We start from the raw sequence: 26,085 nt of genomic DNA on the forward strand, positions 1-26,085 counted from the left end.
TGCTGCGGTGGCCCCAAGATCGTCGGCAGCGCCCGGTAGCGTGAGCCGCATGGAAGCCTTCGCGCAACGGTGGTCCCGCCGATGATCATCGACGCCCGCGGCCTCGGCGTGAAGGCCGGCGACCTGTGGCTGCTCGACGACCTGGACTTCTCCGTCGACCCCGGCGAGTGCGCCGTGCTCGTCGGCCCCAACGGCGTCGGCAAGTCCACGCTGCTCCGGTGTCTGTACGGCATGCAGGAACCGCAGCGCGGCCGCGTCCGCATCGACGGCGAGAAGCCCGACGAACGCAGCGTCGCCTTCCGCCGCAAGGTCTCCGTGCTGTTCGACGACTCCGACTTCTTCGCGGAGCTGACGCCGATGCAGCACCTGGAACTCCTGGCCGGCTCCTTCGACGTCGAGCTGGGCGACTTCGACTCGTTGCTGGCGGACGCCGGCCTCGCCGACCGCGCGCGCGTCACCGCCGGCCACTTCTCCGCCGGCCAGCGCCGGCGCCTGCTGCTCCTCGGCGTCACGGCCCGCCCGCACAAGGTCCTGCTCCTCGACGAACCCGAACGCGCCCTCGACACCGCGGGCAAGGACTGGCTCGTGGACCTCATCAAACGCTCCACCTCCTCCGGCGCGGCCGTCGTGGTCGCCACCCACCACCAGCCCCTCCTCGACGCGGCCGACAGCGTCCTCGAACTGTGGTGACCCCGACCTCCCCCAGCAGCGCGGCGACGCTCGGCCCGCTGCTCCGTGCCGCGCCCGACACCGGCCCCGCGTCGCGCGCGTTCGGCGGTTCGCGCTTGTGGGGTGCCGGCTCCCCCACGCCATTCGCGGTGGCGGGCATGCCTGCGACCGCCCGCGCGCGGCACCTCGCCGGCTCGGCGCCGCAGCCAGGTGCTGTGAATGCGAACCGGTCCAGCTCCTTCAGCTTCTTCGCGCTGCGGCAGCCGACTGCCAGCGGTGCGCGCGAAGCCGCGAGCCTGCCGCTGCGCCTGGATGCGCCAGTGGCGCGGGGTGATCGCGGCGGCGTCGTGCACTCGAACCGCCACCCCGTCGGCGCGCGGTTTCCTGCGGCCGAAAGCGGGGCCCTCCCGTGGTAGCCCTCGGCACCCGCCTCCGGGTCCCCGGCCGGAAGCGCTTCGGCGGGATCTTCAGCGGCGACAGCGCCACCTTCGTCCTGATCTTCGGCGTCGGCTTCCTCTTCACCGCGTTCTTCCGCACCGACGCGTGGCACCGAGTCCTTTTCGGACCGTCCCCTGTGGACTACCCCGCCGTGCTTGGGCTTGTCACGCTCTGCTGCGCGGTGGGCTGGCGAAGCCTGCTTCGGCGAGGCTTCGTCTGGACCGAACCCGCGGAACTCACCTGGATGGACTTCGCCCGCGTGGACCGCCGCCGGGTGGTGGCGGCGCGGCTGGCGGGCGGCCTGACCGGCTTCGTGATCGTCGTCGCCTACCTCGCCGGGCTGATGCTGGCCGTGGGCGGCAGCTCGTTGGACCTGTGGCGCGCGGCGCTCGCCCTCGTCGTGAGCAGCGCGGTCCTCGTGTTCGCCACCGCGCGGCGCACGGCGTTGCGCGTCGACACCGCCGGGCCGGTGCTGCTGGCCGTGGTGGGTGTCGTGATCGCGGCCGCCCACCTCGGGCCCATCGCGGTGCAGTACGCGGGCGCCGGCATCCTGCTGTGCGCCGTCGCGCTGTCGTTCGGCGGCGAACCGGTCACGCGCGCGGGCCGCGCGATCCTGCTGGACGGCTGGAACGCGCGCGTGCTGCGCTCGGTCGCCGTCACGTTCCTCGACCCGATGATGATGCTGCCCGAAGCCACGGCGTCGGGCCGGTGGTCGCTGGGGCGGCCGACGCCACTGAGGCTGGCCGTCGCGGGCATCGCGGGGCGCTCGCGTTACGCGGGGATGCTGTTGCTCGTCGCGCTCGCCGTCGCGGTGGGACACGTGGCCGTGCCGACGTTGCCGGGCTCGGTGCTCGTGGGCCTCGGGGGGTACGTCGCGCTGACCCCGTTCGGCGCCGGCCTCGGCGTGTTGTGGCGCAACCCGGGCCGCCGACGTTGGCTGGGTTCCACGGATTCCGAGCTCGTCATCGCCCACGGCGCGGTGCTGACCGGCGTCGCCGTCGTGTGGTCGGCGCTGCTCGCGGCCGCGCTCGCGGCGCTCGGCACGTCGGTCTCCGCGTTGTCGTGGGTGACCGTGGCACTCGCTGTGCTGTCGGTGTTGCGCACGGTCACCCGCAAACCCGTCGACTACAGCAGCGCCGGATTCGTCGACACCCCAGCGGGTCCGCTGCCCGCGAACCTCGCCCGCCAGCTCTTCCGCGGACCCGACCTCCTGGTGCTCGGAATCGCGGCCCTCTCGCTGCTCGGCTGACCCGCGCCCGGCGGGTTAGGCTCCCACCGGACGAGAGGAGCTGACGTGGGTGGTGGACACGCTCCGGGCACCGGCCGCCGGGCAACCAGCGAGTTCCCACCCGGCTGGACCGACGAGCAGATCATCGCGGTGATCAAGGACGTCGCCAACGATCCGAGCGAACCCCGCACCCGGCAGTACAACGGCCGCTGGCGCTGCGTCGGCGAACGCTACGGCGTGCAGGTCGTGGTGCTGGTCGACCCGGAGGGCTTCGTCCACACGGGATACCCCGTCGCCGGCGCGGGCGTGATCCGCAACCCGGACACCGCGCGCGACCCCGCGAACCCGACGGTGGCCGACCGCGCGGAGAACCGCATCAGCTACTTCACCGACAGCCTGCTCGACCTGCTGGCCGACCGCCTCCCGGCCGAGGACCTGGCCCACTACCGCACGCTGCAGTGGTCCGGCGAATGGGAAGAGCTCACCGACACCCTCGCCGCGCACATCACCATCGCCGACGTGCCGCTCAACCCGGACGAGCTCTCGGACTTCGAAAAGCTCCTGAACACCTTCGACCTCCCGGTGCGCGCGTGCGCGTTCATCAACGACCGGGACCACATCCTGGCGAAGCTGCGCGCCTAGCTGGCCTGGGACAGTGCGGCCTTGAACGCAGGGTCCGTTTCGGTGTCCTCGCACGCCGTCCGCAGCACGTCCAGCGGCACTCCCACCGCGTCGGCGATCGCCGCGACCGTGAAGAAGGCCGGCGTCGGGATGCGCCCGGTTTCGATCTTCCGCAACGTTTCCACCGAGATCCCGGCCTCGGCCGCGACGTCGACCATGCTGCGGCCCGCGCGGGCAGCGCGCAGCGCCACCCCGAGGCGCTCACCGCGGGAGCGCTCTTCGTCCGTCAACGGCACCCGAACCATGCCCCGCAGTCTAGTCGAAAGTTGTCCACCGCCTGTGGACAACTCTGTGCACAAGGTGTGGAAACCGCCGCGGGCCGCGCAACCACAACACCTGGGCGACACCGCGCCGGCCGCCCACAGCCCCTAGATCAACACCGAAATCGTCCCCAGGGAGCTGTCCACGAGTTTGTCCACAGCTCGGATCCGGACACTTCCTCCCCTGAAGGCCGGATTGACCGCGGCGGTGCAAGTGCCCTGCAAACATCCCCGAAGACCGTTCCCAAGCCGTTGACCAGGGCTGATCAAATCGTTGTCCCGTTCACGTGACGCCCGTGTAGCCGAAGTTCTAGGGTCAGGCCCGTCGCGTGTTGCGTGAGTGTTAGGTGAGGTCCCGATGTCCACAACAAAACCGGACGGGCGGGTGCGCGGGTTCCAGTTCAGCCCGTGGAACCTGTTGCTGATCGTCCCGCTGTTGATCCTGGTCACGCCGTTGTTCAACTTCGACGGCCCCCGGCTCTTCGGCATGCCGTTCTTCTACTGGTTCCAGCTCGTGTTCGTCGCCGCCGGCGTGCTGTGCACCGGCATCGTCTACTGGGCGACCCGCAAGGAGCCGACCAGTGACGAGCCGGACAAGCTGAGCGTGGACGACCTCGACGAGGGTGAGAGCCGATGACCATCCAGTGGGTCCAGCTGACCATCTTCATCATCCTCTTCGCCCTGGTCACCGTGCTCGGGTTCGTCGCGTCGCGCTGGAAGGCCGGCGCGAACCTCGACCACCTCGACGAGTGGGGCCTGGGCGGCCGCAAGTTCGGCGCGTGGATCACGTGGTTCCTGCTGGGCGGTGACCTCTACACGGCGTACACGTTCGTCGCCGTGCCCGCGCTGGTGTTCAGCGCCGGCGCGCTCGGCATGTACGCGCTGCCCTACACGATCGTCGTCTACCCGATCGTGCTGCTGCCGGCGCTGCGCATGTGGTCCGTCAGCCGCTCGCGCGGCTACGTGACCCCGGCCGACTTCGTGCGCGGCCGCTTCGGCTCGCCGACGCTCGCGTTCCTCATCGCCATCACCGGCATCGTCGCGACCATGCCGTACATCGCGCTGCAGCTGGTGGGTCTCGAGGCCGTGCTGCGCACGATGGGCATCAACGGCTCCGGCATCGTCGGGCACCTGCCGCTGCTGGTCGCGTTCCTGATCCTGGCGCTGTACACGTACCAGTCGGGCCTGCGCGCGCCCGCGCTGATCGCGTTCGTCAAGGACATCCTGATCTACATCGTGATCATCGTGGCGATCGTGTACCTGCCCTCCAAGCTCGGTGGCTGGGACCACATCTTCAACCAGGCGGCCACCACGCTCGCGAAGCCGAGCCCGGCCACGGGCAAGCCGGCGGGCTCGATCCTGCTGACCTCGGCCAACCAGCTGCAGTACGCCACGCTGGCCCTGGGTTCGGCGCTCGCGCTGTTCCTCTACCCGCACTCGCTCACGAGCGTGCTCGCCTCGCGCGGGCGCAACGTGATCAAGCGCAACATGGTCGCCCTGCCGGCGTATTCGCTGGTGCTCGGCCTGCTCGCGCTGCTCGGGTACGTCGCCATCAGCGCCGGCGTGAAGCCGCTGACGAACAACGCCACCGGCAAGCCCGACGGCAACACCATCGTCCCGCTGCTGTTCGACTCGCAGTTCGCGCACTGGTTCGCCGGCATCGCGTTCGCCGCGATCGGCATCGGCGCGCTGGTGCCGGCCGCGATCATGTCGATCGCCGCGGCGAACCTGTGGACGCGCAACATCTACAAGGAGTACATCCGCAAGAACGCGACGCCGAAGCAGGAAGCCAAGCAGGCCAAGCTCGCGTCGCTGATCGTGAAGCTCGGCGCGGTACTGGTGATCATCCTGATCGACCCGCAGTTCTCGATCGACCTGCAGCTCATCGGCGGTGTGCTGATCCTGCAAACGCTGCCGGCCGTGGCGCTGGCGCTGTACACGCGGTGGCTGCACAAGGCCGGCCTCATCGCCGGCTGGGTCGTGGGTATGGGCTGGGGCCTGATCATGCTGTACGGAATCCCCAACCCCGCCAACGGAAAGCTGCACTTCGGCGGTTCGGCGCTCGCGATGGGCAACCTGTCGATCTTCGGCTGGCACCCGTTCTCGGGCACCGGCCTGGCGACCGTGCAGATCTACCCGGGCTTCGTGGCGCTGATCGCGAACATCCTCGTCGCCGTGATCGTCTCGGCGATCGCGCACGCGGCGAAGTGGAACCCCGGCGTCGACGAGACCCAGCCGGAGGACTACCACGCGGACGAGCACGACAAGGACCTGCGGCCGATCGGCGTGCACTGAGTTCTAGTCCACTGTGGATGGCCCCCTCGCCGGATTCGGTTCCGGTGAGGGGGCTTTCTCTTTGCCGATCATCGCGTTCGACACCACGTAGAGCACCACGGCGTTGAGCAGGTGCCACAGGAAGTGCGTGCCGGCGGGGAAATCGCCGCACACGACACCGTCGATGGTGCGGAACGCCAGCGACAACGCGAACACCGCGCCCGCCACGGCGAAGTGCGTCCAGTACGGGTCGCGCGCGTACGCGAGCACGCCCGTGAACACCGCCAGCCCGATCAGCGCCGGCAGGTACAGCCCACCGCCGAGCGCCGCCAGCGCGGCCGTGAGCACCACGAACGCGGGCGCCGCCAGCCAGGACCAGTTCGGCCGCACGCCCAGGAAAACGTGGGGGAACTTCGCGGCGTAGTAGAGCACGAACACGAGGATGAAGCCGGAGTCGGCGGCCCCGCCCCAGCGCGTCGCGAGCAGGTGGAACACCGTGCTGGCCAGGAACACGAGCCCGACGAGCACCGCGAGCGTCCGCCCGGTCCGCCGCCCGTCGGCGCGCCACCACACCGCGATGGCGGACACGAGGAACGCCAGGTTGGTGACGTCGTTCAGCGGCTCACCCCACAGCCCGGGCGCGAGGCGTTCGCAGTAACCGTCCACGTACGCGGTCCAGTTCACGGGGTAAGCAAACTCCACCCGGGTGAACGCGTGGTGCCAAGGGTGGCGTGTTTGGCGTTAGCGTGGGGCTATGAGCGACAGCCGGTTCCCCGTGACCGAACTCGAAGACCTGCCCGAAGACCTGCGCGCGCGTGTGGGCGCGATCGCGGAGAAATCCGGCTTCACGCCGAACATCTTCCGCGCGCTGGGCCACCGGCCGGCGGAGCTGAGGGCGTTCATGGACTACCACGACGCGTTGATGGAGCGTGAAGACGGGCTGACGAAGGCGGAGCGCGAGCTGGTCGTCGTCGCGACGTCGGGGGCGAACCACTGCACCTACTGCATCGTCGCGCACGGGGCGATCCTGCGGATCCGCGCGAAGGACCCGGAGCTGTCCGACCGCGTCGCCGCGAACCCGTGGCAGGTGGAGCTGGACGAGCGCGGCCGGGCGATCGTCGACCTCGCGCTGGCGCTCGCGCAGGACTCGGCGCTGTTCGGTGAAGCCGACCTCGAGGCGGCGCGCGACGCGGGGCTGACCGAGGACGAGATCTGGGACGTCGGCGCGATCACGGCGCTGTTCGCGATGTCGAACCGGCTGGCGCACCTCACCGCGCTGAAACCGAACCCGGAGTTCTTCCTGATGGGGCGTCAGAAGCGGTAGAACGGGCCGGGCAGGTCGCGGCTCACCTCGAAGTGGCTGCGCAGCCAGGCGCGCAGCTTGTTCATCGGTTTGGTCCAGATGCGCGGCGCCGGCCCGAAGTAGCGAGGGTCTTCGTGCGGGGTGAACGCGTCGCCGGTCAGGACCACCACGTCGTGGCCGCGCGGGCAGCGGCCGGACACGGAGATCACGCCGCGCGTGAGGTTCTCGACCCACTCGACTTCGTCGACGCCGAGCAGCGTGCGGCGGTCGCAGACGGCGCAGTAGACGACGAACATCTAGAGCTCCATCCGCCAGGTCTCACCGGTGACCGGCGGGCCGAACTCGCGGGTGGGCTCCTCGTGTTCCAGCCGGAAGCCGGCGCTGCGGTAGATGCCGCGGGCGGCGTCGAGGGCCGAGAGCGTCCACAGCTCCATGGCCGCGTAGCCGCGGCCGCGGGCGAACTCGACGCACTCGTGCACGAGCCGTTTGCCGACGCCGTGGCCGCGGGCGGCGGGTTCGAGCAGCAGGAGGCGCAGCTTGGCGGTGCGCTCGTCCTGGCCGGGCATGCAGAAGATGCTGCCGACGCGTTCGCCGGCGAGCTCCGCGATCCACGCGGCCTGGCGCGGATCGTCGCGGTGATCGGCGAAATCGGCGACCACGCGGGCGACGAGGGCTTCGAAGCGTTCGTCGAGGCCGTACTCCCGCGCGTAGAGGGTGCCGTGGCGGTGGACCACCCAGCCGAGGTCACCCGGTCGCGGGGTGCGTAACACGAGCGTGGGGTCTGGGGCGCGGTCGCCGACGAGCCGCGTGATGGTCCCCATCGCGCCGAGCAGCCGGCGCTGGTCTTCGTCGGGGAAGCGTTCGAGGAGGCCGCCGATCTGGCGCACCGAGCGGCTGTCGAGGTCGGTGAACGCTTCGCGGCCGGCGTCGGTCAGGCGGACGATCTGGCGGCGGGCGTCTTCGCCGCTGCGTTCGCGCAGGACCAGGCCGCGGCCTTCGAGGCGGCTGAGCAGCCTGCTCGCGTAGCCCGCGTCGAGGTCGAGGCGTTTTCGCAGGTCACTCACGTGGAGCTCGGTTTGTTGGGCGACCTCGAACAGCACCCGCGCTTCACTCAGCGAGTACTCGGCGTCGGCCGGTCCTTCGTCGAGGACGCCGATCACCCCGGTGTAGAGGCGGTTGAACGCGCGCACGGTGGCGACGCGCTCCGCCAGGCTCACGTCGTTCATTGACCACCTCAACCAAATCGTTGACGGAGTCAAGCATCGCGCCGCAAGCTGGTTCGCGCAAGGGTTTTGCGGAATCGGACAAAGGGTCCAGACATGTGGAAACCCCGTGATGCTGCCAGGTCGGGGGTCCGCCAGCATCACGGGGTCGTAGTGGGTATCGATGCCGCGAGGCGCGGCGTTACACCCACAGCACTTTGTGGTCTAGGTCACTCATGTGAGTGACACACTAACCAGTTACGGCTGGGTCAGCGCATGAACGGCTGACGCGCCTGGGCGAGGGCGATGAGCTCCTGGCGCACCGTCGAGGTGGCCGCGGTGTCGATCGCCCGGTTCAGTGCCCGGCGAGTACGAGCCTCGGCGCGACGAGCACGGAGCTTGGCGGCGATGTTGCTCATTGTTTCTGCATCCCCTTTGGAGGTTCTCGGTGACTGTGTCTCTAGTATGCGCCTTTTTTCACAAGGATGCCAACGAATCATCGGTGATGTGGCTTACTAGCCGATGAATCATCGGCTGTCTTCCGGTTAGTGCCGGACAGATTCAGTGTCTCGGGTCACTTCGAGGTAACGGCCTAGCCGCGTATCGGCTCGTCTAGTGTTATCGCTAGATGCCGCTAGGCAGCGTCATAGAGCGGTAGGGGAGGGAAGACGGCGCTCAGTCGCGGCCGAGCAGGTAGTGCCCGAAGTGGGGCACCGTGAAGGCGATCTGCCCGCGTTCGGCGGAGTAGACCAGGCCCTTCTTCATGAGGCTGTCGCGCGCCGGCGAGAGCGAGGAGGGCTTGCGCCCCAGGTAGACGGCCACGTCGGCCGTTCCGGCGGCTTCGTCGCGGCCTTGCGTCAGCTCGGCCATCGCGAGCAGGTACTCGCGTTCGGCGGGCGTCGCGCGCTCGTAGCGCGAGCCGAAGAACCCCACGGCCAGCTCGGACTCCGCCTCGGGCGCCGCGACCTGCACGTCCTTCACCGTGATCGGATCCGCGGGCGCGGCGTCCCACGCCGCTTTGCCGTAGGCCTGGATGAAGTAGGGGTACCCGCCGGACGCGTCGAACAGCGCGTCGAGCGCCTCGGGCTCGATGCCGGCTTCCTCGCGTTCGATCGGGGCCATCACGGCGAAGTCGGCGTCCTCCCGGCTGAGGCGATCGATGCGCGCGTAGCGGAACAGCCGTTCCGAGTAAGACTTGGACGCACTCAACACGGCCGGCACGTGCGGCAACCCCGCCCCGACGACCACGAGCGGCGCCCCGGACTGCGACAGCTCATGGCACGCGGCGCACAGAGCCGAGACATCGTCGGGCCGCAGGTCCTGGATTTCGTCGATGAGCAACGCCACCCCGGTGCCGACATCGGCGGCCAACTCGGCGACGTCGGTGAACAGCTCCACCAGATCGATCTCGATGTCCCCGGAATCGGCCCGCCCCTGCGCGGCCGGCGCCTCGATTCCCGGCTGCCACCGGTCCCTCAGCTTCGCGTCGGCCTTGTTCGCCTTCAACGCGAACGCCTTCAGCACGCCGAGCACCTCTTCAACCCGATCCGGCGCCCGGTGCCGAACCGCGAGATCCCGAATCGCCCTGTGCAGGGCAGCCGACAAGGGCCTCCTGAGCTCCGCATCCGGCCGCGCCTCGATCTTCCCGGCGCCCCACCCGTGCCGAATGGCCATCGACCGCAGCTCCCCCAGCAATACGGTCTTGCCGACCCCCCGCAGCCCGGTCAACACCAGACTCCGCTCCGGCCGCCCCCTCGCGACGCGCTCCAGTACCACCTCGAACGCCCCCAGCTCACGCTCCCGCCCCGCCAACTCGGGCGGCCGCTGCCCAGCCCCGGGCGCGAACGGATTGCGGATGGGGTCCACCCTGCCACCGTATCGGGGTATCTAGCGCAGGTCCGATATTGCGCCATATCCCGCTAGCGCGTGTCGCCGATCACTGCGCGTTGACTGTGCGCGCGGGATGACGGGTCCCCCCTCGCCGCCGCGCAACCCCGCACGACCGGCCCCTTCGCCCCGGCGCCACCACGCGAACGGACCTCTCTAGCCAACTCGCGTGGTGCGCACGGACCTTTCGCACCGGCGCGGCCACGCGAACGGACCTTTCGCGTCAACCCGCGCACGCGAGTGGGCCCTTCGCACCGGTCCCCGTGCGCGGACGGGCCTTTTGCACCGCTGCCGCCCCAGGAGGGGTCCGTTCGCGCCAAGCTGCGCGCGCGAGTGGGCCCTTCGCACCGGTCCCCGTGCGCGGACGGGCCTTTTGCACCGCTGCCGCCCCACGAGGGGACCTTTCGCGCCAAGCCGCGCTCGAGGGGACGTTCGCGCCGCCGCGGCCAGGCGAGGGGACCTTTCGCGCCAACCCGCGACGGATCTTTCGTGCCCGGTCGACCGGGGCGGCTGGACCGTTCGCCGCTCCCCCCGGCGTGCGAGTGGACCTTTCGCGCCGCGTCGCGTGTGCGAGTGGACCGCTTGTTGCCTTCGAGCCGCACGATGGGACCGCTCGCGCTGGCGTGAAAGGCGCGATCGGACAGCTCGCACTGGTGCCGCCGCGCGAACGGACCTTTCGTGCCAAGCTGCGCGCGCGAACGGATCTTTCGTGCCTGCTTGACCGGGGCGAGTGGACCGGTCGCCGCTCCCCCGGCGTGCGAGTGGACCTTTCGTGCCGAGTCCTGTGCGCGAGTGGACTTTTCAGTGGCAGCGCTCCGCACGAAGGGACCGCTCGCGCTGGCGTGAAGCGCGCGAGTGGTCCCTTCGCAGGCACGGCGCCGCGCGAGTGGACCGTTCGTGCCGGTCAAGCGGGCACGACAGCACCCAACCCCCAGTCCAACCCAGCCCAACCCACAGGGATGGGCGGGTCTGCAGCCCCGACCATCCCCACCCCCAGCGCTCACTCCGACGCCGCACTACTCCGGCAGGTTCCGTTCCGCGTAGATCCGCATCGCGTCCCGGATGAACTCCGCCGTGCCGGGGCCGAAGTCGGCGTCGTAAGACCCATACCGAGGATCGTCGACATACAACTGCCCCAAACCCGCGAAATACCCGCGCGACACCGTCTTCACCGCCGGGCGCAGCCAGGCGTGGAGCCGGCCCGCGACGGCCTGCACCTCGGCAGACGCAACTGACAGCCCCGAAGCCCGCGCCGCACCGAAAGCAGCCGCGATGTCCCGCTGCTCCCGCTGATGCGCCGCACGCTCCGAAGCCGACAACGACCGCCACCACTGGTCACCAGTGCGATAGGCCGATTCACCCCAACGGGACGTCACCTCGGCCTCGTACAAGGTGTGGTCGAAGCCGTCGAAAACCTCCTCCGCCATGAGTGGTTCACCTCCCTCCAATTTCCGCAACGTGGTCCGCACGGAGTCGATCTGCCGCCCGATGCGCGCCCGCTCCTGTTCCAGCAGTGCGAGGTGCATCGACAAAGCGACAACGCTGTCGCGTTCGCCGTCGAGCACGGAGGCGATCGCGGGCAGCCCCAGGCCGAGCTCGCGCAGCAACAGGATCCGCTGGAGCCGCACCAGGGCGGCCGAGTCGTAGTAGCGGTAACCGTTGCCGCCGATGCGGCTGGGCGCGAGCAGCCCGACGGCGTCGTAATGCCGCAGCGTCCGGCTGGTCGTGCCCGCCGCTCGGGCGATGTCCTGGATCGACCACTCCATGCCGTCAACGGTAGAAGTTGACGCAGCGTCAAGGTCAAGCATCGGAAGCAGCAGGGCCGCTAAACCCGTCTAAGCAAGTCTAGAAAAAAAGCGATAAACACTTAGGAAAAGCTAGCGCGGTTCGGCGGCCGTCCGGCGGGGAATCCCGGTTGTAGGTTTGACCAGCACCGAAGACCTCGCAGGAAAGGCGACGACCGTGATACTGCGCCGGGTGGCCCGTCCACTGCTCGCGTCGATGTTCATCTACGGCGGTATCGGCATGCTCCGCGACACCCAAGGGCACGCGAAGGCGATCGAGCCGTTCCTCACCGAGACGTTCGACAAGGTCGAGGGCCTCGTCCCCGAGCAGGTGCCGCGCGACCCCGCGACGCTCGTGCGCATCGACGCCGCCGTGAAGATCGGCGCCGGCCTCGCGCTCGCGGCGGGCAAGGCGCCGCGGCTGGCGTCGCTCGCGCTGCTGGGCACGCTCGTGCCGACGACGGCCGCCGCGCACCGCTTCTGGGAGATCAAGGACCCCGCGGAGCGGCAGGCGCAGCAGGTCCAGTTCCTCAAGAACGCGGGCATCGCCGGCGGTCTGCTGCTGGCCGCGGGCGACACGGCGGGCAAGCCGTCGCTCGGCTGGCGCGCCCGCCGCGCCGCGAAGAAGGCCGGCAAGCAGGCCGAAAAGCTCGGCAAGAAGGCCGAAAAGCAGCTCAGCTGACACACAAACCCGGGCCCCTCGACGCGAGGGGCCCGGCCGTGTCACTTCTCCAGAATCGCCGTCACGCCCTGGCCCCCGGCTGCGCAGATCGAGATCAGGCCACGCCCGGATCCCTTCTCGTGCAACAGCTTCGCCAGCGTCGCCACGATCCGCCCACCCGTCGCGGCGAACGGGTGCCCCGCGGCGAGCGAGGAGCCGTTGACGTTCAGCTTCGCGCGGTCGATCGAGCCGAGCGGTGCGTCGAGACCCAGCTTCTCCTTGGCGAACACCGGGTCCTCCCACGCCTTCAACGTCGCCAGCACCTGCGACGCGAACGCCTCGTGGATCTCGTAGAAGTCGAAGTCCGGCAAGGAAAGCCCTGCGCGTTCGAGCATCCGCGGCACCGCGTACGCGGGTGCCATCAGCAGCCCTTCGGCGCCGTGGACGTAGTCGACGGCCGCCGTCTGCGAGAACGTCAGGTAGGCCTGCACGGGTAGGTTGTGCGCCTTGGCCCACTCGTCCGTCGCGAGCAGCACGGTCGACGCGCCGTCGGTGAGCGGCGTCGAGTTGCCGGCCGTCATGGTGCCGTCCGCGCCGCCGTACACGGGCTTGAGCTTGGCCAGCTTCTCGACGGTCGAATCCGGCCGCAGGTTCTGGTCCTTGGCCAGCTTGAGGAACGGCGTCACGAGGTCGTCGAAGAATCCGCGGTCATACGCGGCGGCGAGGTGCCGGTGGCTGGCCGCGGCGAGCTCGTCCTGCGCCTCGCGCGTGACGTCCCAGACCTTCGCCGTCAGTGCCGCGTGCTCACCCATCGACAGGCCGGTGCGCGGCTCGGCGTTGCGCGGGATCTCGGGCACGATCTGGCCCGGCCGCAGCTTCGTGAGCAGCTTGAGGCGGTCGCCCAGCGTCTTCGCGGAGTTGAGCTGCACGAGGATCTTGCGCAGGTCGGCGTTCACGGCCAGCGGAGCGTCACTCGTCGTGTCCACGCCGCCCGCGATGGCGGAGTCGATCTCCCCCAACGAGATCTTGTGCGCCACGTTGATCACGGCCTGCAATCCCGTGCCGCACGCCATCTGGACGTCGGACGCGGGCGTCGCGGCCGAGAGCCGGCTGCCGAGCACGCTCTCGCGCGCGAGGTTGAAGTCCTTGGAGTGCTTGAGCACCGCGCCTGCCGCGACTTCGCCGATCACCTCGTCCTGCAGTGCGAAGCGGCTGACCAGGCCGTCGAGCGCGGCGGTGAACATGTCCTGGTTCGACGCCTTCGCGTACGGGCCGTTCGACCGCGCGAAGGGGATGCGGTTGCCGCCGATGATCGCGACCTTGCGGACCGCGGCGGTTTTCCTGGTCGCCATGACGTCCACCTCTCTGAGTCGTCCCTTTCACACTGTAACCTACTAGCGAGTAGGTTAGACTGCGACGTGACGCAGACGGCACGGGAGGCGCTCGATGGCTGACAGGTACCAGCAGTTCACGAAGACCCCGGTGGGGAAGTTCGTGGTGCCGAAGCTCGGCCTGCCCAACCCCGCCACGCTGCGCCGGTACCGCGCCGGCCAGCCCGCACTCGAGGGTCCCGCACTCCTCGGCGCCGCGCCGGGCGGACGGCTCGAAAAGACCCTGAAGAGTCAGCTCGACGACGCGGGCATCGAGGTCCTGAGCAGCCCCGCCGAACGCCACGCGGCCCTCGTCTTCGACGCCAGCGGCCTCAAGGACCCCGCCGACCTGCGTGAGGTCTACCGCTTCTTCCACCCGGTGATCCGCAAGGTCGGGCCGTCGGGCCGCGTCGTCGTGTTCGGCACGCCGCCGGAGCTGGTCGACGGCCGCGAGCGGATCGCGCAACGGGCGCTGGAGGGCTTCGTGCGCTCCGTCGGCAAGGAGCTGAAGCGCGGCGCGACGGCCCAGCTCGTGTACGTGGCCGAGGGCGCCGAAGCGGCGACCGAGTCGACGGTGCGGTTCCTGCTGTCGGCGAAGTCGGCGTTCGTCGACGCGCAGGTGATCCGCGTCGGCACGCACGGAACTTCCGCCGCGGCCCCGTCGAACTGGGAAAAGCCGTTGGCCGGCAAGGTCGCGCTGGTCACCGGCGCGTCGCGCGGCATCGGCGAGGCCATCGCGGAGACGCTCGCCCGCGACGGCGCCCACGTCGTCGCCCTGGACATCCCGGCGCAGGGCGCGGATCTGTCCACAGTGGCCAATCGCGTCGGCGGATCCGCGCTGCAGCTCGACATCACGGCGGCCGACGCGCCGGCCAAGCTCGCCGAGTACCTCACCACGCGCCACGGCGGCGTCGACGTCGTCGTGCACAACGCCGGCATCACGCGCGACAAGACCCTCGGCAACATGACCGAGGGTGGCTGGGACGCCGTGCTCACCGTGAACCTCGCCGCGCAGCTCGCGGTGAACGACAAGCTGCTCGCCGACAAGGTCCTGCGTGAAAACGGCCGCATCATCGGCGTTTCGTCGATCGCGGGCATCGCCGGCAACGTCGGCCAGACGAACTACGCGACGTCGAAGGCCGGCGTGATCGGCATGGTCAACGTCGGCGCCCCGCAGCTCGCGGAGTACGGCGGCACGATCAACGCCGTCGCGCCGGGCTTCATCGAGACCAAGATGACCGCCGCCGTCCCGCTGTTCATCCGCGAAGCCGGGCGGCGCCTGTCGAGCCTCGGCCAGGGTGGGCTGCCGGTCGACGTCGCCGAGACGATCGCCTGGTACGCCAACCCGGCGTCGGCCGCGGTCAACGGCAACGTGGTCCGCGTGTGCGGCCAGGCCCTGCTGGGAGCGTGACGATGTCCGTTCGCGAGCTGACCAGCGCACCCAGCCTGGCGACGCTGTACCCGAAGGCCCTGCTGCGCCGCGGCGGCGGCTCGACGCTGCCGGACACGGAGCTGGTGCGGCCGTCGGTCACGGCCTCGGCTGAGCATGTCGCTGCGTACGCGGAGGTGTGCGGGTTCCGGTATTCGGATGTGCTGCCCGCGACGTACCCGCACATGCTGGTGTTCGGGCTGCAGATGGCGCTGATGACGGAGCCCGGGTTCCCGTTCCCGTTGCTCGGCCTGGTGCACGTGGCGAACTCGATCACGGTTCGGCGCCCGTTGTCCTTGACCGAGACGTTTTCCGCGCGCGTACGGGCGGAGAACCTGCGGCCGCACGAGAAGGGCCGGCAGTTCGACATGGTGAGCGAGCTGTGGGCCGGCACGGAGCTGGTGTGGTCGGAGGTGTCGACTTACCTGCGCCGCTCGAGTTCCCCGGGTTCCTCGCGGCCGCGCGCTTCGCTGGTCGCCCCGACGCCGACCGCCCTGTGGACCGTCCCGGCCGACATCGGCCGCCGCTACGCCGACGTCTCGGGCGACCGCAACCCCATCCACCTGCACCCGCTGACCGCGCGCCTGTTCGGCTTCCCCCGCGCCATCGCCCACGGCATGTGGACGAAGGCCCGTGCCCTGGCGTCGTTCGAGGGCCGCCTGCCCGACGCGTACACGGTGGACGTCCGCTTCAAGCAGCCCGTGCTGCTGCCGGCCCGCGCGGCCTTCACCGCCTGGCCGACGGACGAGGGGTGGGCTTTCGAGCTGTGGAATGCCCGGAAGCCCAAGCCTCATCTGGACGGTGTGATCTCAGCTCTCTGAGTTCATCTCGGGCAGCGGCTTCCAGACCTCGCCTTCGACGAGGTCGTTGAAGCCCAGCCACACGAGGTTCATCAGCCACGACGCGAGCACGCCGTCGGAGATCTCGGGGTGGTCCAGCGCCCAGTCGGCCAGCGATTCGGCCGCACCGACCAGGGCGGCGGCCAACCCGGCGCCTGAGAACTCGGCCTGCTCACCGAGCCCCTTCCGCGTCCCCGCGGACACCACCAGCGCGGCGACGAGCTCGATCGCCCGCCCGCGCATCGCCGTGATCTCCGCAGCGAAGGTGCCCCCGACCGTCAGCGCCTGGCGGTGCAGCACCGTCCACGACTCGCGGTACTCCGCGACGAAGCGGTAGAACGACCGCAGCCCGTGCCAAAGCTGCATGTCAGGGGGAAGATCCGGCTGGACGCCCGCCTGGATGGCCTCGAGCAGGCGCGTCGCCTCGCGCTGGATGCTCTTGCCGAAGAGGTCTTCCTTCGAGCCGAGGTAGGTGTAGATCATCGGCTTGGAAACGCCGGCGACGTCGGAGATCTCGTCCATCGAGGCCGCGTGGTAGCCGTGGCGGGAGAACACACGCACGGCGGCGTCCAGGATCTGCCGCTCACGCACCGCGCGCGGCAGCCGCCGCGCCCGCTCGGGCGGGCGCTGATCTTCGTCGGGCACTCTCCGACCTCCCTCTCGCCAGCAGGAGACGGTACCTGCCGCCGTGGTCGGCGCGTGCTTGCCCGCTTACCTACTCATGGGTAGCCTTTGCTGGAAGATCACGGAAGGGGCTTGTCGATGGACCTGGCCGGCCTGCGCGGCGCCGCCCTGCTCGACGCCCTCGACCGCGTCGCGCTCGACGGCCTCGACGTCAACACCGTCGCCGACGCCATCGACCCCCGCGAACTCGGCCGCGACGACTTCCGCCGCCTGCTCTCGTCCCTCGTGCGCCTGTCGGAAGACTCCCCGGCCTTCTCCCTGGCCAAGATCGACCCGACACGTTTCGCCACGCTCGTCTCGCGGGCCTCCCGAGCGCAGCTGGAGGCCGTCGTCGCCTCCCGCGCCCTCCGCGAACGCGTGCTCGACGAGATCTTCGCCCGCATGGGCGCACACATCCGCGTGGACCGCGCCCGCTCGCTCGACGCCGTCATCCACTGGCGCCTCTCCGGCGGCACCGGCGCCGGCGGCTACGACCGCTACGCCACCGCCATCTCCGGCGGCGCGTGCACGGTCTCGCGGACCGTCGAGGGCGCCCGCCCCCGTGTCACCATCACGTTGTCGCCGGTTGACTTCTTCCGCCTCATCACGCACCAGGCAACTCCCGCCGTGCTGTTCGTGACAGGCAAAATCAAGGTGAAAGGCGACCTCGCATTCGCGGCCGGCTTGATCGGCTATTTCGACCTCCCGAAGCCCGCCTGAGCCGTTAGACTTCGTTTCCGTGTCCCGATTCTCGCGTTCCCGTTCCTCCGCCACCGAGGGGCACGCGGTCAACGGCTTCGCCCGCAAGCTGGACGTCGGCAAGCTCACGCCCGCGCAGTTCGTGCAGGTCCTGGAAACCCTCCACATGCTCGGAAACGCGGGCGCCGGCATCGAACTGAGCAGCCTGACCACCCAAGCCCTGGTCGATGTTGTCCACCGCGCCTCCCGCGACCAACTCAAGGCACTCGCCGACCACCCCGAGTTACGCGCGGTGTTCCTCGACGAGATTTTCCGCAGAATGTCCGAGCATTTCCGCGCCGACCGCGCCCGCCACGTCGACTTCGTCGTTTCCTGGCGCTTTTCCGGCGGCACCGGCGACGACGGCTACGACCGCTTCCAAACCGTCATCGAATCCGGCGCGTGCGTCTCGAGCACCGACCTGTCCCGCACCCCGGACACCACCCTCACCCTCTCGGTCGACGACTTCATCCGCATGGCCACTGGCACCTCCGCCCCCGCGGCGATGTTCGTGACCGGGCGGGTGAAGGTGAAGGGCGAGTACGCGCCGGCGGTGCGGTTCTCGAGTTATTTCGACATCCCGAAGCCCAGCACTGGCAACTAGCCACGACGATTGGCAAGTTGCAGATTTTGTCGGTGGGGCGTCCTACAGTGATCAGCATGTTCGGTGAGATCGCTGGGGTACCCGAGGGGACGCTGTTCGCCAGCCGCAGGGAAGCCTATGACGCTCACGTGCATCGGGCGTTGCAGGCCGGCATCGTCGGAACTGCTGCCACGGGGGCGCAGTCCGTTGTGGTGTCGGGTGGTTATCCCGATGTCGACGACGGCGCGAGACTTCTCTACACCGGGCACGGCGGCCGGGACGCTTCAACAGGTCAGCAGACCAAACACCAGAGCTTCGCTTCACCGGGCAACGCGGCGCTGGAGACTAGCCGGATCCAAGGGATGGCGGTCCGGGTCATCCGCAAGGTGGGCACCAGCTATCGATACGACGGGCTCTACCGCGTTGAGGAGTCGATGCTGGTCTATCCCGACGGCGGGGAGTTCAAAGTCTGCCGCTTCGAGATGGCCAAGATCGATAAGGCTGTCGACGCCACGTACGCGCCGATCGAGGGAAAGCTCTCGGCCGAGGAACACCACGCCGGTCAGCCGATCGGCAATCCTGCTCCGGGGCGACGCTCCACCAACGTTCAGCGCATCATTCGCGCAACGAACGTCGCTGACTGGGTGAAGGAACTCTACGACCACACGTGCCAGATGTGCGGCACTCGACTCACCATGGGCAACCGTGGCTACTCCGAAGGCGCACATATCCGGCCATTGGGCGGCCTACACCAGGGCGAAGATGTTGTCGAAAACCTGCTGTGCCTCTGCCCAAACTGCCACGTGCTCTTCGACGGCGGCGCGCTCACGGTGGAGGAGGATCGATCATTGCTGCTCAACGGGGAGCCAGCTGTGCTGAACGGTAGCCCTGCGGGGAAGCTCCACGTGGACGACAAGCACCTCGTCGGCGAGGAGTACCTCAATCATCGCCGTGAGTCGCGCAAGGAGTCCTAGCCCTCGACGATCCGCCCCTCAATCACCGGATGCGTCGTCGGCCGGGGGTCTTCCGCCACGACCTCGCTGTCCACCACCATCACCGGGCCGCGGCGGGTGTTGGCGTACCGGATCGCGCGCTTCTCAGCTCGGCGCAGCCACCAGCGGCGCACCAGCGCGCGGGAGGGCGGGAGCAGCACGAACAGCCCCAGCAGGTCGCTGACGAAGCCCGGCACCATGATCAGGAGGCCGCCCACGGCGATGAGCATGCCGTCGGTCAGTTCTTTGTCGGCGGGGCGGCCCGATTGGGCCTTGGTGACGAAGGCGCGCATCGCCTTGCCGCCCTCGCGGCGGGCGAGCCAGGAGCCCACGAAGGCGCCCGCGATGAGCAGCGCGATCGTGCCGAGGACGCCCACCAGGGAGCCCACGGCCCAGATCGCGGCGACCTCGGCGATGACGTAGAGCAGGAACGCGACAGCCATATCTCCTCAACGAACGAGGTGTCCGGTTTTCTCCCGGCCCGTGAGCCGGCTAGACCGAGAGCAGGAAAGCCGCGACGTCCGCGCGGGTGCGCAGCAGGAGGTGGCGGGCCTGCGGGGCGTCCGCGGCGAGCGATGCCAGGAGGCGGCTGCGGTGGGTACGCGGCCAGTCCCAGATCCACTTCACGAAATCGAGGTCCAGCTTCGAGACGCAGCCGGGCGCTTGGGTGTCGCGGCCGCGTTCGCGCAGGTGGCGCAGCAGAACGCGGCGCAGGCTCGTCGTGCGGGAGACGTCGAGGAATACGACGGTGTCGGCCAGCGGCAGGCGTAGGTCGAAACTGGAGCTGTAGTTGCCCTCGATCACCCAGCCGTCCGTGGTGACGGCGGCGGCCTGCGCGGCGCGGAACTCCTCGGGCGGCGCCGGCACCCAGCCAGGGCGCCAGTACAGCTGGTCGAGGTGGGTGACGGGTACGTTCAGCATCGCGCCGAGGCGCCGGGCGAGGGTGGATTTGCCGCTGCCGGAGGGGCCGAGGACGAGGACACGCCGCTTCACCGCGTGAACCCTAAGGCAGCAGCCCGCAGAGCAGCAGCCCAATTATCAGCAGGTCAGGGCCACGGGTGAGCTGCCGCAGCAAACCGGTCGGGATGAGGACGCCCTCGTACAACACCAGCCCCATCGACGAGAACTCGAGCGGGCCGCGCGTGACGGTCCGCACCACGGAGTACGCGGCCACCACCACGGCGACGAGCGAGCCGAGTGGCACCGGAACGCCGAGCAGCGCGACCGCCGCCGTCCAGCAGGCCGCCAGCACGACCAGCGCCGAAGCCATCACCAGCCGCAGGCGCAGTTCCGATGCGTCGAGCCAGCGGCGCAGGCCCGCCACGCGGTGCAGCTGCGCGATCGGCGCCGCGAACGGCAGCAACCCCAGGTACGAGCCGAGCCCGAGCAGCCAGACGGACGGCACGCCGGGGAACGTCGTGTGGGTCGCCGTCACGGCGAGTGCCAGGAACACCGGCAGGCCCAGCGCGTGGCGGCGTGCGAGAGTCCCCGTCACGACGAACCGGGTGACGATGAAGCGACCGTCCAACCCGCGGCGCCAGCGGACGGGGCGGCCGGCGGGCAGCAGGGCCCACACGTCGAGGAACGCCGCCGACGTGCGGCGCACCAGGCGTTCGCGGAAGTGGTGCACGAGGGTCTCGCGCGTCGGGAAAAGGGGCGGTGACCAGGCCAGCAGCAACGCGGCGGCCGCGGCCGCCGCCGTGAATATCCACAGTGGAGTGTTCGGGAAAACGCCCAGGACGGCCGGCACGAACGGCAGCGCGGCCTCGCCGAGCAGGGGCCGGCGGCGGGCCATCACCAGCGCCAGCGCCGCCACGGCGACGGAAAGCGCGAGCGGTCCCACCACGTCCGGCGGAAAACCGATGAGCACCCCGGCGACGACGAAGAAGTACGCGACCGTCGCGAACCGCGCGGCCCAGCCGGCCAGCAGCCGTTGCCGCAGCACACGCGGGCGGTCGCCGTCGAAGTCCGACCAGGTCAGCGCGGCTGGGTCGGCCCACACGTGGCCGCGCCGCAGCGTCGCGCGCCACGCGAGGGCCAGCCCGGCGCACAGGACGGCGACGCAACCGTGCGGCCCGACCGCCGCGGCGCCGATGAGCTGCGACCGCACGAGCGCGGTGTTGTAGAGCGGCGAGCCGAGCAGGCGACCGCGATGAACAGGCCGAGCAGCACGTCGGGGCGCTTCAACGAGGCCACCACGTGGCTGCGGCCGGCACCGACGAGCAGAGGCCGGGAGCCGACCGGGCGCGGCGTGCCGAAGCGGCTCAACCGGTTCACCGGGTCTCGCCGCCGAGCTGCGTTGCGCGGCACCACGCGATGAGCACAACGAACCGCTTCACAGCTCAACTACGTAATCAGCCACGGCCTCGGCCAACACCGCGTCGTGGGTCGCCACCACCACAGCCGCGCCGGACGACAGGCTCGTCGACACCAGGTCCGCCAGTCCGGCGCGGCCGGCCGAGTCCAGCGCACGCTCCGGTTCGTCCAGCAGCAGCACCGAATGCGGCCGCGCGACGGCCGCGTGCAACAGCAACCGCCGACGCTGGCCGGCGGAAAGGTCGCCCGCGGGAACGTCCGCGCGCGAGGCCAGCGAGGCCGGCACCGCGCAGGACCCGCCGAACGAACGGCCCAGCAGGTCCAGGTGCTGTCGCGGGGTCAGCTCGTCGAACAGCGCCGAGTCGTCCAGCACCGCCGAGACGCGCCGCCGGAACGGAGCCGATCGTTCGTCCGGCGCGCGCCCGCAGACGGAAACGGTGCCGGACGTCGGCGCCTGCGTCCCGTACACGCAGCGCAGCAGCGTGGACTTGCCGGCACCGTTCGCGCCCGTGATGACCAGGCACTCGCCGGCGTCGACGGCCAGGTCCAGCTCCTCGAAGAGCATCGTCGGACCGGCCGTGACGCCGAGCCCCCTCGTCTGAACCAGCATGCCCGTCACACTAGATAGGCCTGCGCCTGCAAGGTGAACAGTTCGGCGTATCCCGCCTGAGCCGCCATCAGCTCCTCGTGCGTGCCGTACTCGGCGACCTTGCCGTGGTCCAGCAGCAAAATCCGTTCGGCCTGGCGGACCGTGGAGAACCGGTGCGAGATGTACAGCGTCGTGCGGCCGGCGGCCAACGACCGCAGCCGGGTGAACAGGTCGTGTTCGGCTTGGGCGTCGAGTGCGGACGTGGGTTCGTCGAGGATCAGGATCGGGGCCTCGCGCTGGAACGCGCGGGCGAGGGCGATCTTCTGCCACTCCCCGCCGGACAGCGAGACGCCCTGGTCGAACCAGCGGCCCAACGGCGAGTCGTAGCCGGACGGCAGGCGTTCGATGCGTTCGTCGGCGCCGGCGCGGCGGGCGGAGTCCTCGATGTGGGGGCGGTCTTCCAGCCGGTGGAGGTCGCCCAGGCCGATGTTCTCCGCCGCGGTGCCTTGGTACGTCACGTAGTCCTGGAACATCGCGCTGATCTGGGTGCGCAGCTCGTCCGGGTCGTACGAGCGGATGTCCACGCCGTCGAGCAGGATGCGGCCGTCGGTCGGGTCGTAGAGCCGGCACAACAGCTTGAACAACGTCGACTTGCCCGCGCCGTTGCGGCCGACCACGGCCACCGTCTCGCCCGGCCGAATCTCGAACGAAACCCCGTCCAGTGCCGGTTCCTCGGCGCCCGGGTAGGTGAAGCTCACCGACTCGAAGCGGATATGTCCCTCCACAGTGGACGGTAGCGGCAGTGGCGACGCAGGCGCCACGATCTCCGGCGAGGTGTCCAAGAACCGGTACAACGTGTCCAGGTACAGATTGTTCTCGTACATTCCCGAAAACGCCGTGAACAGTCCCGACACCGAAGCCTGCACCGACGTCGCCGCGGCCGTGTACAGCGCCAGGTCGCCCAGCGTCAGGCGCCCGCCGACGGCCTCCAGCGCGATGTACAACGCGATCGCCGAGCCGGCCAGCGTCGACAGCAGCCCCCACGACGTCGAGCTCACGTTGCGGCGAACCGTCAGCCGCCGTTGCCGCTCGTACGACACCACGCCGAGCCGCCGGAACCGCTCCACGAAGTACGGCCCGAGGCCGAACAGCTTCGTCTCCTTGGCATACGTGTCCGTGGTGACCAGCGAAGACAGGTAGTCCATCCGCCGCTTGATCGGCGACATCAGGAACGTCAGCCAGAACGCGCGCGACCCGTATTTCGACTGCGAGATGAACGCCGGGATCGGCGCGAGCAGCGCCACCAGCGCCAGCAACGGACTGATCGACACCAGCAGCGCGATCATGCTCGAGAACGTGATCGCCGTGCGCACCAGCCCCAGTGCCGAGTTCATCATCGACAACGGCCGCGTGGGCGCCTCCTGCGCGGCCTGGCGCAGCATGTCGTAGGACGTCGAACCCTCGAAGTACGCCAGCTGCAGCTTGCTCGCGTGGTCCATGACCTGGTGGCGAATGGTCAGCGTCATGCGTTCCTGCAGCAGGGTCTGCGCGATCGACGTGATCGCGCTGCTGATCGCCGTCGCGGCCAGCACGCCGAACTGGAACATTGTGATCCGCACGATGTCGCCGATCGAGCCCTGGTGCTGGATGGCCGCGACCACGGCGTCCAGCAGCAGCTTCGCGATGTACGCCGTGGCCGTTGGCAGCAGGCCGGACAGCAGCGTGACCAGTGCCAGCAGGATGGTGAGCGTCGGGCTGGCCTGCCACGTCAGCCGCGTGACCTTCGGCAGGCCGCGGACAGTGCCGGAGACCGACGTCTTCATCCGGTTGAACCGCGACTTCAGGTCTTTGGGCTGGTCCGGCTGCGGGGATTCCGGAATGTCGACGGGACCGGTCAGGCCGCTGTCGGGCACCGTCTGTGCCGGTCTGCGTCCCCGGCCTCCGGGCCGTCCGCCCGGGAGGAATCCGCCTGGGATCACGCGGACACCGCGCCGTGCAGGAAGACGTCGATCAGCTCGGTGGTCTCCGGCGAACCGGGCATCGCCCGGCTCTGCGTGAACAGCATCGAGAGGAACATGGCCGCGGCCTTGTTCACCGGCAGCCGCAAGCGGTCGGCGTCCGGGACGAACAGCTCGCGGACGGCGCGGTGCATCGCCTCGAACGACTCGCGCCGGCTGTCGCCGGTCACCGACTTGCGGTTGCGCGCCTCCTCCGGGCGCGTCCGGCCGGCCCGGACCGCGCCCATCACGGCACCGATCCGCTGCAGGTGCGCGGTCAGTGCGTCGACGGCTTCCAGGAGCCGCCGCTCCAACGGCAGATCACTCGGGATCTCTCCGATCATCTCCAACGCCTCCCCCGGGTCGAGCGCGGCTTCCACGCACGCGTCGAACAGCTCGTCCTTGTCGGTGAACACGCGGAAGATGGTGCCCTCGCCGATGCCGGCCGCCCGGGCGATCTGCGCGGTGGTGACCCCCCGGCCGTGTTCCACGACCAGCGGGAGCACCGCGCGCACGATCATCCGGCGGCGGTCGTCGGGTGCCATCCCCGGCGCACGTTTCCTCGTCTCCATGCGGACCAAGCTACGGAGTGAGTGCTCACTCCGTCAACTCGGTAACGCGATCCGACGTGCCGTCGGTGTAGGGACGCCGGATCGCGGCAAGCCGTTCGACGAGCCGACCGCGGAACGCCTGCGCCAGGCGCGTGAGGTCCTGTCCGCCGGTGGCGATCGAAGCGAGGGGTGGGTTCCTGCGCGGGCTGTGGCGCAGGAACCGGTGAACGGGTTGCGGCCCGGAAACCACCGGGCCGCAACCGTGCCGGAACGGATCAGTACGTGATCGCCACCGCCGGGTCGGCGAGCAGCGCGCCGACGTCGGCGAGGAACTCCGAGCCCTGCTGGCCGTCGACCACGCGGTGGTCGAAGCTCAGCGACAGCTGCATCACCTTGCGGACCTTGATCTCGCCGTCCACGACCCACGGCGTGTCGCGGATCGCGCCGACCGCGAGGATCGCCGACTCGCCCGGGTTGATGATGGGCGTGCCGGTGTCGACGCCGAAGACGCCGACGTTGGTGATCGTGAACGTGCCGTTCGCCATCGCCGCGGGCGTGGTCTTGCCCTCACGCGCGACGTCGGTGAGCTCGGTCAGCGCGACGGCCAGCTGCTTGAGCGACATCGCGTCGGCGTCGAAGATCTTCGGCACCACGAGCCCGCGCGGGGTCGCCGCGGCGATGCCCAGGTGCACGTAGTCCTTGTAGACGATCTCCTGCGCCGCCTCGTCCCACACCGCGTTGACGTCGGGTGTGCGCTTCGCCGCGAGGCACACGGCCTTGGCGGCGAACGCGAGCGGCGTCAGCTTCACGCCGCTGAACTCACGCGAGGACTTGAGCTTCTCGCGCAGCTCCATCATCGGCGTGACGTCGACGGTCAGGAACTCCGTGACGTGCGGTGCCGTGTAGGCGCTCTGGACCATCGCGGCCGCGGTGGCCTTGCGGACGCCCTTGATCGGCACGCGACGCTCGCGGGTGGCGGCGTCGTAAGTGGTGTCCACAGTGGACGCCACGGCAGCTGCCGGAGCCGAGCCGTTGGCCGCGCGCTCGACGTCTTCACGCGTGATGACGCCGCCGTCGGCGGTGCCGGTGAGCGCGTGGAGGTCGATGCCGAGGTCCTTGGCGAGCTTGCGCACCGGCGGCTTGGCCAGCGGCACGTAACCACCGGCGGGAGCCGCGGGAGCAGGAGCCGGCGCAGCGGCAACAGGCGCAGGAGCCGGCGAAGCGGCAACGGCCACCGCGGCTGCCGGAGCAGCCTTACGCGCCCGCCGCTTCGTCTCCACCGCCTTGGAGCCGTAGCCGACCAGCGGCTTCATCTCCTCCTCGGCCGGAGCCGCGGCCTCGGCAGGCGCAGCAGCAGGCGCCGCCTTCCCGTCGGGATCGACGTCCAGCGTCAGCAACGGAGCCCCGACCTCGACCGTCTGGCCCACCTCGACGAGCAGCTCGGTGATCACCCCGGCCCACGGGATCGGCAGCTCGACAGCGGCCTTGGCGGTCTCGACCTCGATCACGATCTGGTTGACCGTGACCGCGTCGCCCGGCTTCACGTGCCAGGCGAGGATGTCGGCCTCGGTCAGCCCCTCTGCCGTGTCCGACAGGGGGAACTGTTTGTACTCAGGCATTTCAGTGCGTTC

At 69.8% G+C, this 26,085-nt stretch carries 29 protein-coding genes; 13 read left to right on the plus strand and 16 right to left on the minus strand.

The features are described 5' to 3' along the window. Positions 1-84: 84 nt before the first annotated feature. The 4 genes from AB0K15_RS23690 to AB0K15_RS23705 are packed head-to-tail and all read left to right on the plus strand — an operon-like array spanning position 85 to position 2,977. Positions 85-690: an ABC transporter ATP-binding protein gene (locus AB0K15_RS23690; RefSeq protein ID WP_364054672.1), complete on the plus strand. Its 606-nt coding sequence runs from the start codon at positions 85-87 to the stop codon at positions 688-690. Further along, a complete protein-coding gene (locus AB0K15_RS23695; protein ID WP_364054200.1) occupies positions 684-1,085 on the plus strand; it encodes a hypothetical protein in 402 nt (133 codons plus the stop codon). The genes AB0K15_RS23690 and AB0K15_RS23695 overlap by 7 nt, the downstream gene beginning before the upstream one ends. After that, entirely contained in the window at positions 1,079-2,356 is a 1,278-nt protein-coding gene (locus AB0K15_RS23700) for a DUF6297 family protein (protein ID WP_364054203.1), read from the plus strand. The genes AB0K15_RS23695 and AB0K15_RS23700 overlap by 7 nt, the downstream gene beginning before the upstream one ends. Before the next feature lie 45 nt (positions 2,357-2,401). Continuing rightward, positions 2,402-2,977, plus strand: a complete 576-nt coding sequence (locus tag AB0K15_RS23705) for an EndoU domain-containing protein (protein ID WP_364054206.1) — start codon at positions 2,402-2,404, stop codon at positions 2,975-2,977. On the opposite strand, the gene AB0K15_RS23710 is transcribed toward AB0K15_RS23705, so the two are convergent. After that, entirely contained in the window at positions 2,974-3,261 is a 288-nt protein-coding gene (locus AB0K15_RS23710; RefSeq protein WP_364054209.1) for a helix-turn-helix transcriptional regulator, read from the minus strand. The two genes, AB0K15_RS23705 and AB0K15_RS23710, sit on opposite strands and share 4 nt — an antisense overlap. Before the next feature lie 373 nt (positions 3,262-3,634). Here AB0K15_RS23710 and AB0K15_RS23715 point away from each other — a divergent pair, with 373 nt between their 5' ends. Both AB0K15_RS23715 and mctP read left to right on the plus strand, forming a co-directional pair. Beyond that, on the plus strand, positions 3,635-3,913 hold the full coding sequence (locus tag AB0K15_RS23715; protein ID WP_364054212.1) for a DUF3311 domain-containing protein: 279 nt from the start codon (positions 3,635-3,637) through the stop codon (positions 3,911-3,913). Further along, entirely contained in the window at positions 3,910-5,571 is a 1,662-nt protein-coding gene (mctP, locus tag AB0K15_RS23720; protein ID WP_364054215.1) for a monocarboxylate uptake permease MctP, read from the plus strand. Before AB0K15_RS23715 ends, mctP begins: the two co-directional genes overlap by 4 nt. 3 nt (positions 5,572-5,574) lie before the next feature. On the opposite strand, the gene AB0K15_RS23725 is transcribed toward mctP, so the two are convergent. Beyond that, positions 5,575-6,234 carry a hypothetical protein gene (locus AB0K15_RS23725; RefSeq protein WP_364054218.1) on the minus strand — a complete coding sequence of 220 codons (660 nt, stop codon included), beginning with the start codon at positions 6,232-6,234 and terminating at the stop codon, positions 5,575-5,577. A 70-nt stretch (positions 6,235-6,304) separates the two neighbouring features. Between AB0K15_RS23725 and AB0K15_RS23730 the strand changes: the two genes are divergently transcribed. Beyond that, positions 6,305-6,874 carry a peroxidase-related enzyme gene (locus AB0K15_RS23730; RefSeq protein WP_364054221.1) on the plus strand — a complete coding sequence of 190 codons (570 nt, stop codon included), beginning with the start codon at positions 6,305-6,307 and terminating at the stop codon, positions 6,872-6,874. Here the strand turns inward: AB0K15_RS23730 and AB0K15_RS23735 are convergent. The 5 genes from AB0K15_RS23735 to AB0K15_RS23755 all read right to left on the minus strand — a co-directional run bounded on the left by AB0K15_RS23735 (position 6,862) and on the right by AB0K15_RS23755 (position 11,708). Continuing rightward, the gene (locus tag AB0K15_RS23735) at positions 6,862-7,149 is read right to left on the minus strand and encodes a hypothetical protein (protein ID WP_364054224.1); all 288 of its coding nucleotides are present in this window, start codon (positions 7,147-7,149) and stop codon (positions 6,862-6,864) included. The genes AB0K15_RS23730 and AB0K15_RS23735 overlap by 13 nt on opposite strands. Further along, a complete protein-coding gene (locus tag AB0K15_RS23740) occupies positions 7,150-8,079 on the minus strand; it encodes a helix-turn-helix domain-containing GNAT family N-acetyltransferase (RefSeq protein ID WP_364054227.1) in 930 nt (309 codons plus the stop codon). A 245-nt stretch (positions 8,080-8,324) separates the two neighbouring features. After that, complete coding sequence (locus tag AB0K15_RS23745; RefSeq protein ID WP_162836041.1) at positions 8,325-8,474, minus strand: hypothetical protein; 150 nt, start codon at positions 8,472-8,474, stop codon at positions 8,325-8,327. Positions 8,475-8,730: 256 nt separating this feature from the next. Further along, positions 8,731-9,921: an ATP-binding protein gene (locus AB0K15_RS23750; protein ID WP_364054230.1), complete on the minus strand. Its 1,191-nt coding sequence runs from the start codon at positions 9,919-9,921 to the stop codon at positions 8,731-8,733. Positions 9,922-10,958: 1,037 nt separating this feature from the next. After that, positions 10,959-11,708, minus strand: a complete 750-nt coding sequence (locus AB0K15_RS23755) for a MerR family transcriptional regulator (RefSeq protein ID WP_364054233.1) — start codon at positions 11,706-11,708, stop codon at positions 10,959-10,961. 196 nt (positions 11,709-11,904) lie between these two features. On the opposite strand from AB0K15_RS23755, the gene AB0K15_RS23760 reads away from it, so the two are divergent. Further along, positions 11,905-12,408, plus strand: a complete 504-nt coding sequence (locus AB0K15_RS23760) for a DoxX family protein (protein WP_364054675.1) — start codon at positions 11,905-11,907, stop codon at positions 12,406-12,408. A gap of 41 nt (positions 12,409-12,449) precedes the next feature. Here the strand turns inward: AB0K15_RS23760 and AB0K15_RS23765 are convergent, their stop codons facing one another. Then, entirely contained in the window at positions 12,450-13,739 is a 1,290-nt protein-coding gene (locus AB0K15_RS23765; protein WP_364054236.1) for an acetyl-CoA C-acetyltransferase, read from the minus strand. A 94-nt stretch (positions 13,740-13,833) separates the two neighbouring features. Between AB0K15_RS23765 and AB0K15_RS23770 the strand changes: the two genes are divergently transcribed. Both AB0K15_RS23770 and AB0K15_RS23775 read left to right on the plus strand, forming a co-directional pair. After that, on the plus strand, positions 13,834-15,168 hold the full coding sequence (locus AB0K15_RS23770; RefSeq protein WP_364054239.1) for a 3-oxoacyl-ACP reductase: 1,335 nt from the start codon (positions 13,834-13,836) through the stop codon (positions 15,166-15,168). A gap of 2 nt (positions 15,169-15,170) precedes the next feature. Beyond that, entirely contained in the window at positions 15,171-16,007 is an 837-nt protein-coding gene (locus AB0K15_RS23775; RefSeq protein WP_364054242.1) for a MaoC/PaaZ C-terminal domain-containing protein, read from the plus strand. Here AB0K15_RS23775 and AB0K15_RS23780 read toward each other — a convergent pair. Beyond that, positions 15,996-16,670 (minus strand): TetR/AcrR family transcriptional regulator, encoded by a 675-nt coding sequence (locus AB0K15_RS23780; RefSeq protein WP_364054245.1) that lies wholly within the window; start codon positions 16,668-16,670, stop codon positions 15,996-15,998. The two genes, AB0K15_RS23775 and AB0K15_RS23780, sit on opposite strands and share 12 nt — an antisense overlap. 117 nt (positions 16,671-16,787) lie before the next feature. Here AB0K15_RS23780 and AB0K15_RS23785 point away from each other — a divergent pair, with 117 nt between their 5' ends. The 3 genes from AB0K15_RS23785 to AB0K15_RS23795 are packed head-to-tail and all read left to right on the plus strand — an operon-like array spanning position 16,788 to position 18,983. Then, positions 16,788-17,408: an SCP2 sterol-binding domain-containing protein gene (locus AB0K15_RS23785; RefSeq protein WP_364054248.1), complete on the plus strand. Its 621-nt coding sequence runs from the start codon at positions 16,788-16,790 to the stop codon at positions 17,406-17,408. Between the two features lie 19 nt (positions 17,409-17,427). Next, positions 17,428-18,030, plus strand: a complete 603-nt coding sequence (locus AB0K15_RS23790; protein ID WP_364054251.1) for an SCP2 sterol-binding domain-containing protein — start codon at positions 17,428-17,430, stop codon at positions 18,028-18,030. Between the two features lie 56 nt (positions 18,031-18,086). Next, positions 18,087-18,983, plus strand: a complete 897-nt coding sequence (locus AB0K15_RS23795) for a YDG/SRA domain-containing protein (protein WP_364054254.1) — start codon at positions 18,087-18,089, stop codon at positions 18,981-18,983. On the opposite strand, the gene AB0K15_RS23800 is transcribed toward AB0K15_RS23795, so the two are convergent. From AB0K15_RS23800 to AB0K15_RS23830, 7 genes are all read right to left on the minus strand, one after another. Beyond that, the gene (locus AB0K15_RS23800; protein WP_364054257.1) at positions 18,980-19,444 is read right to left on the minus strand and encodes an FxsA family protein; all 465 of its coding nucleotides are present in this window, start codon (positions 19,442-19,444) and stop codon (positions 18,980-18,982) included. The genes AB0K15_RS23795 and AB0K15_RS23800 overlap by 4 nt on opposite strands. Before the next feature lie 49 nt (positions 19,445-19,493). After that, positions 19,494-19,994 (minus strand): DNA topology modulation protein FlaR, encoded by a 501-nt coding sequence (locus tag AB0K15_RS23805; protein ID WP_364054260.1) that lies wholly within the window; start codon positions 19,992-19,994, stop codon positions 19,494-19,496. A 10-nt stretch (positions 19,995-20,004) separates the two neighbouring features. After that, positions 20,005-21,111: a hypothetical protein gene (locus tag AB0K15_RS23810; RefSeq protein WP_364054263.1), complete on the minus strand. Its 1,107-nt coding sequence runs from the start codon at positions 21,109-21,111 to the stop codon at positions 20,005-20,007. A gap of 225 nt (positions 21,112-21,336) precedes the next feature. After that, complete coding sequence (locus AB0K15_RS23815) at positions 21,337-21,927, minus strand: ABC transporter ATP-binding protein (protein WP_364054266.1); 591 nt, start codon at positions 21,925-21,927, stop codon at positions 21,337-21,339. 5 nt (positions 21,928-21,932) lie between these two features. Further along, positions 21,933-23,819: an ABC transporter ATP-binding protein gene (locus AB0K15_RS23820; protein ID WP_364054269.1), complete on the minus strand. Its 1,887-nt coding sequence runs from the start codon at positions 23,817-23,819 to the stop codon at positions 21,933-21,935. Positions 23,820-23,881: 62 nt separating this feature from the next. Next, positions 23,882-24,448, minus strand: a complete 567-nt coding sequence (locus AB0K15_RS23825; protein ID WP_364054678.1) for a TetR/AcrR family transcriptional regulator — start codon at positions 24,446-24,448, stop codon at positions 23,882-23,884. Positions 24,449-24,729: 281 nt separating this feature from the next. Then, positions 24,730-26,073 (minus strand): dihydrolipoamide acetyltransferase family protein, encoded by a 1,344-nt coding sequence (locus AB0K15_RS23830; protein ID WP_364054272.1) that lies wholly within the window; start codon positions 26,071-26,073, stop codon positions 24,730-24,732. Between the last annotated feature and the right edge of the window lie 12 nt (positions 26,074-26,085).

The sequence above is a fragment of the Amycolatopsis sp. NPDC049253 genome (genome assembly GCF_040678995.1).
GTDB lineage: Bacteria > Actinomycetota > Actinomycetes > Mycobacteriales > Pseudonocardiaceae > Amycolatopsis.

Coding starts and splice junctions, on each gene's coding strand:
- AB0K15_RS23710 (WP_364054209.1), bottom strand. CDS start 3,261: ATGGTTCGGGTGCCGTTGACGGACGAAGAGCGCTCCCGCGGTGAGCGC.
- AB0K15_RS23715 (WP_364054212.1), top strand. CDS start 3,635: ATGTCCACAACAAAACCGGACGGGCGGGTGCGCGGGTTCCAGTTCAGC.
- mctP (WP_364054215.1), top strand. CDS start 3,910: ATGACCATCCAGTGGGTCCAGCTGACCATCTTCATCATCCTCTTCGCC.
- AB0K15_RS23730 (WP_364054221.1), top strand. CDS start 6,305: ATGAGCGACAGCCGGTTCCCCGTGACCGAACTCGAAGACCTGCCCGAA.
- AB0K15_RS23735 (WP_364054224.1), bottom strand. CDS start 7,149: ATGTTCGTCGTCTACTGCGCCGTCTGCGACCGCCGCACGCTGCTCGGC.
- AB0K15_RS23740 (WP_364054227.1), bottom strand. CDS start 8,079: ATGAACGACGTGAGCCTGGCGGAGCGCGTCGCCACCGTGCGCGCGTTC.
- AB0K15_RS23745 (WP_162836041.1), bottom strand. CDS start 8,474: ATGAGCAACATCGCCGCCAAGCTCCGTGCTCGTCGCGCCGAGGCTCGT.
- AB0K15_RS23755 (WP_364054233.1), bottom strand. CDS start 11,708: ATGGAGTGGTCGATCCAGGACATCGCCCGAGCGGCGGGCACGACCAGC.
- AB0K15_RS23765 (WP_364054236.1), bottom strand. CDS start 13,739: ATGGCGACCAGGAAAACCGCCGCGGTCCGCAAGGTCGCGATCATCGGC.
- AB0K15_RS23770 (WP_364054239.1), top strand. CDS start 13,834: ATGGCTGACAGGTACCAGCAGTTCACGAAGACCCCGGTGGGGAAGTTC.
- AB0K15_RS23775 (WP_364054242.1), top strand. CDS start 15,171: ATGTCCGTTCGCGAGCTGACCAGCGCACCCAGCCTGGCGACGCTGTAC.
- AB0K15_RS23785 (WP_364054248.1), top strand. CDS start 16,788: ATGGACCTGGCCGGCCTGCGCGGCGCCGCCCTGCTCGACGCCCTCGAC.
- AB0K15_RS23795 (WP_364054254.1), top strand. CDS start 18,087: ATGTTCGGTGAGATCGCTGGGGTACCCGAGGGGACGCTGTTCGCCAGC.
- AB0K15_RS23800 (WP_364054257.1), bottom strand. CDS start 19,444: ATGGCTGTCGCGTTCCTGCTCTACGTCATCGCCGAGGTCGCCGCGATC.
- AB0K15_RS23815 (WP_364054266.1), bottom strand. CDS start 21,927: ATGCTGGTTCAGACGAGGGGGCTCGGCGTCACGGCCGGTCCGACGATG.
- AB0K15_RS23825 (WP_364054678.1), bottom strand. CDS start 24,448: ATGGCACCCGACGACCGCCGCCGGATGATCGTGCGCGCGGTGCTCCCG.
- AB0K15_RS23830 (WP_364054272.1), bottom strand. CDS start 26,073: ATGCCTGAGTACAAACAGTTCCCCCTGTCGGACACGGCAGAGGGGCTG.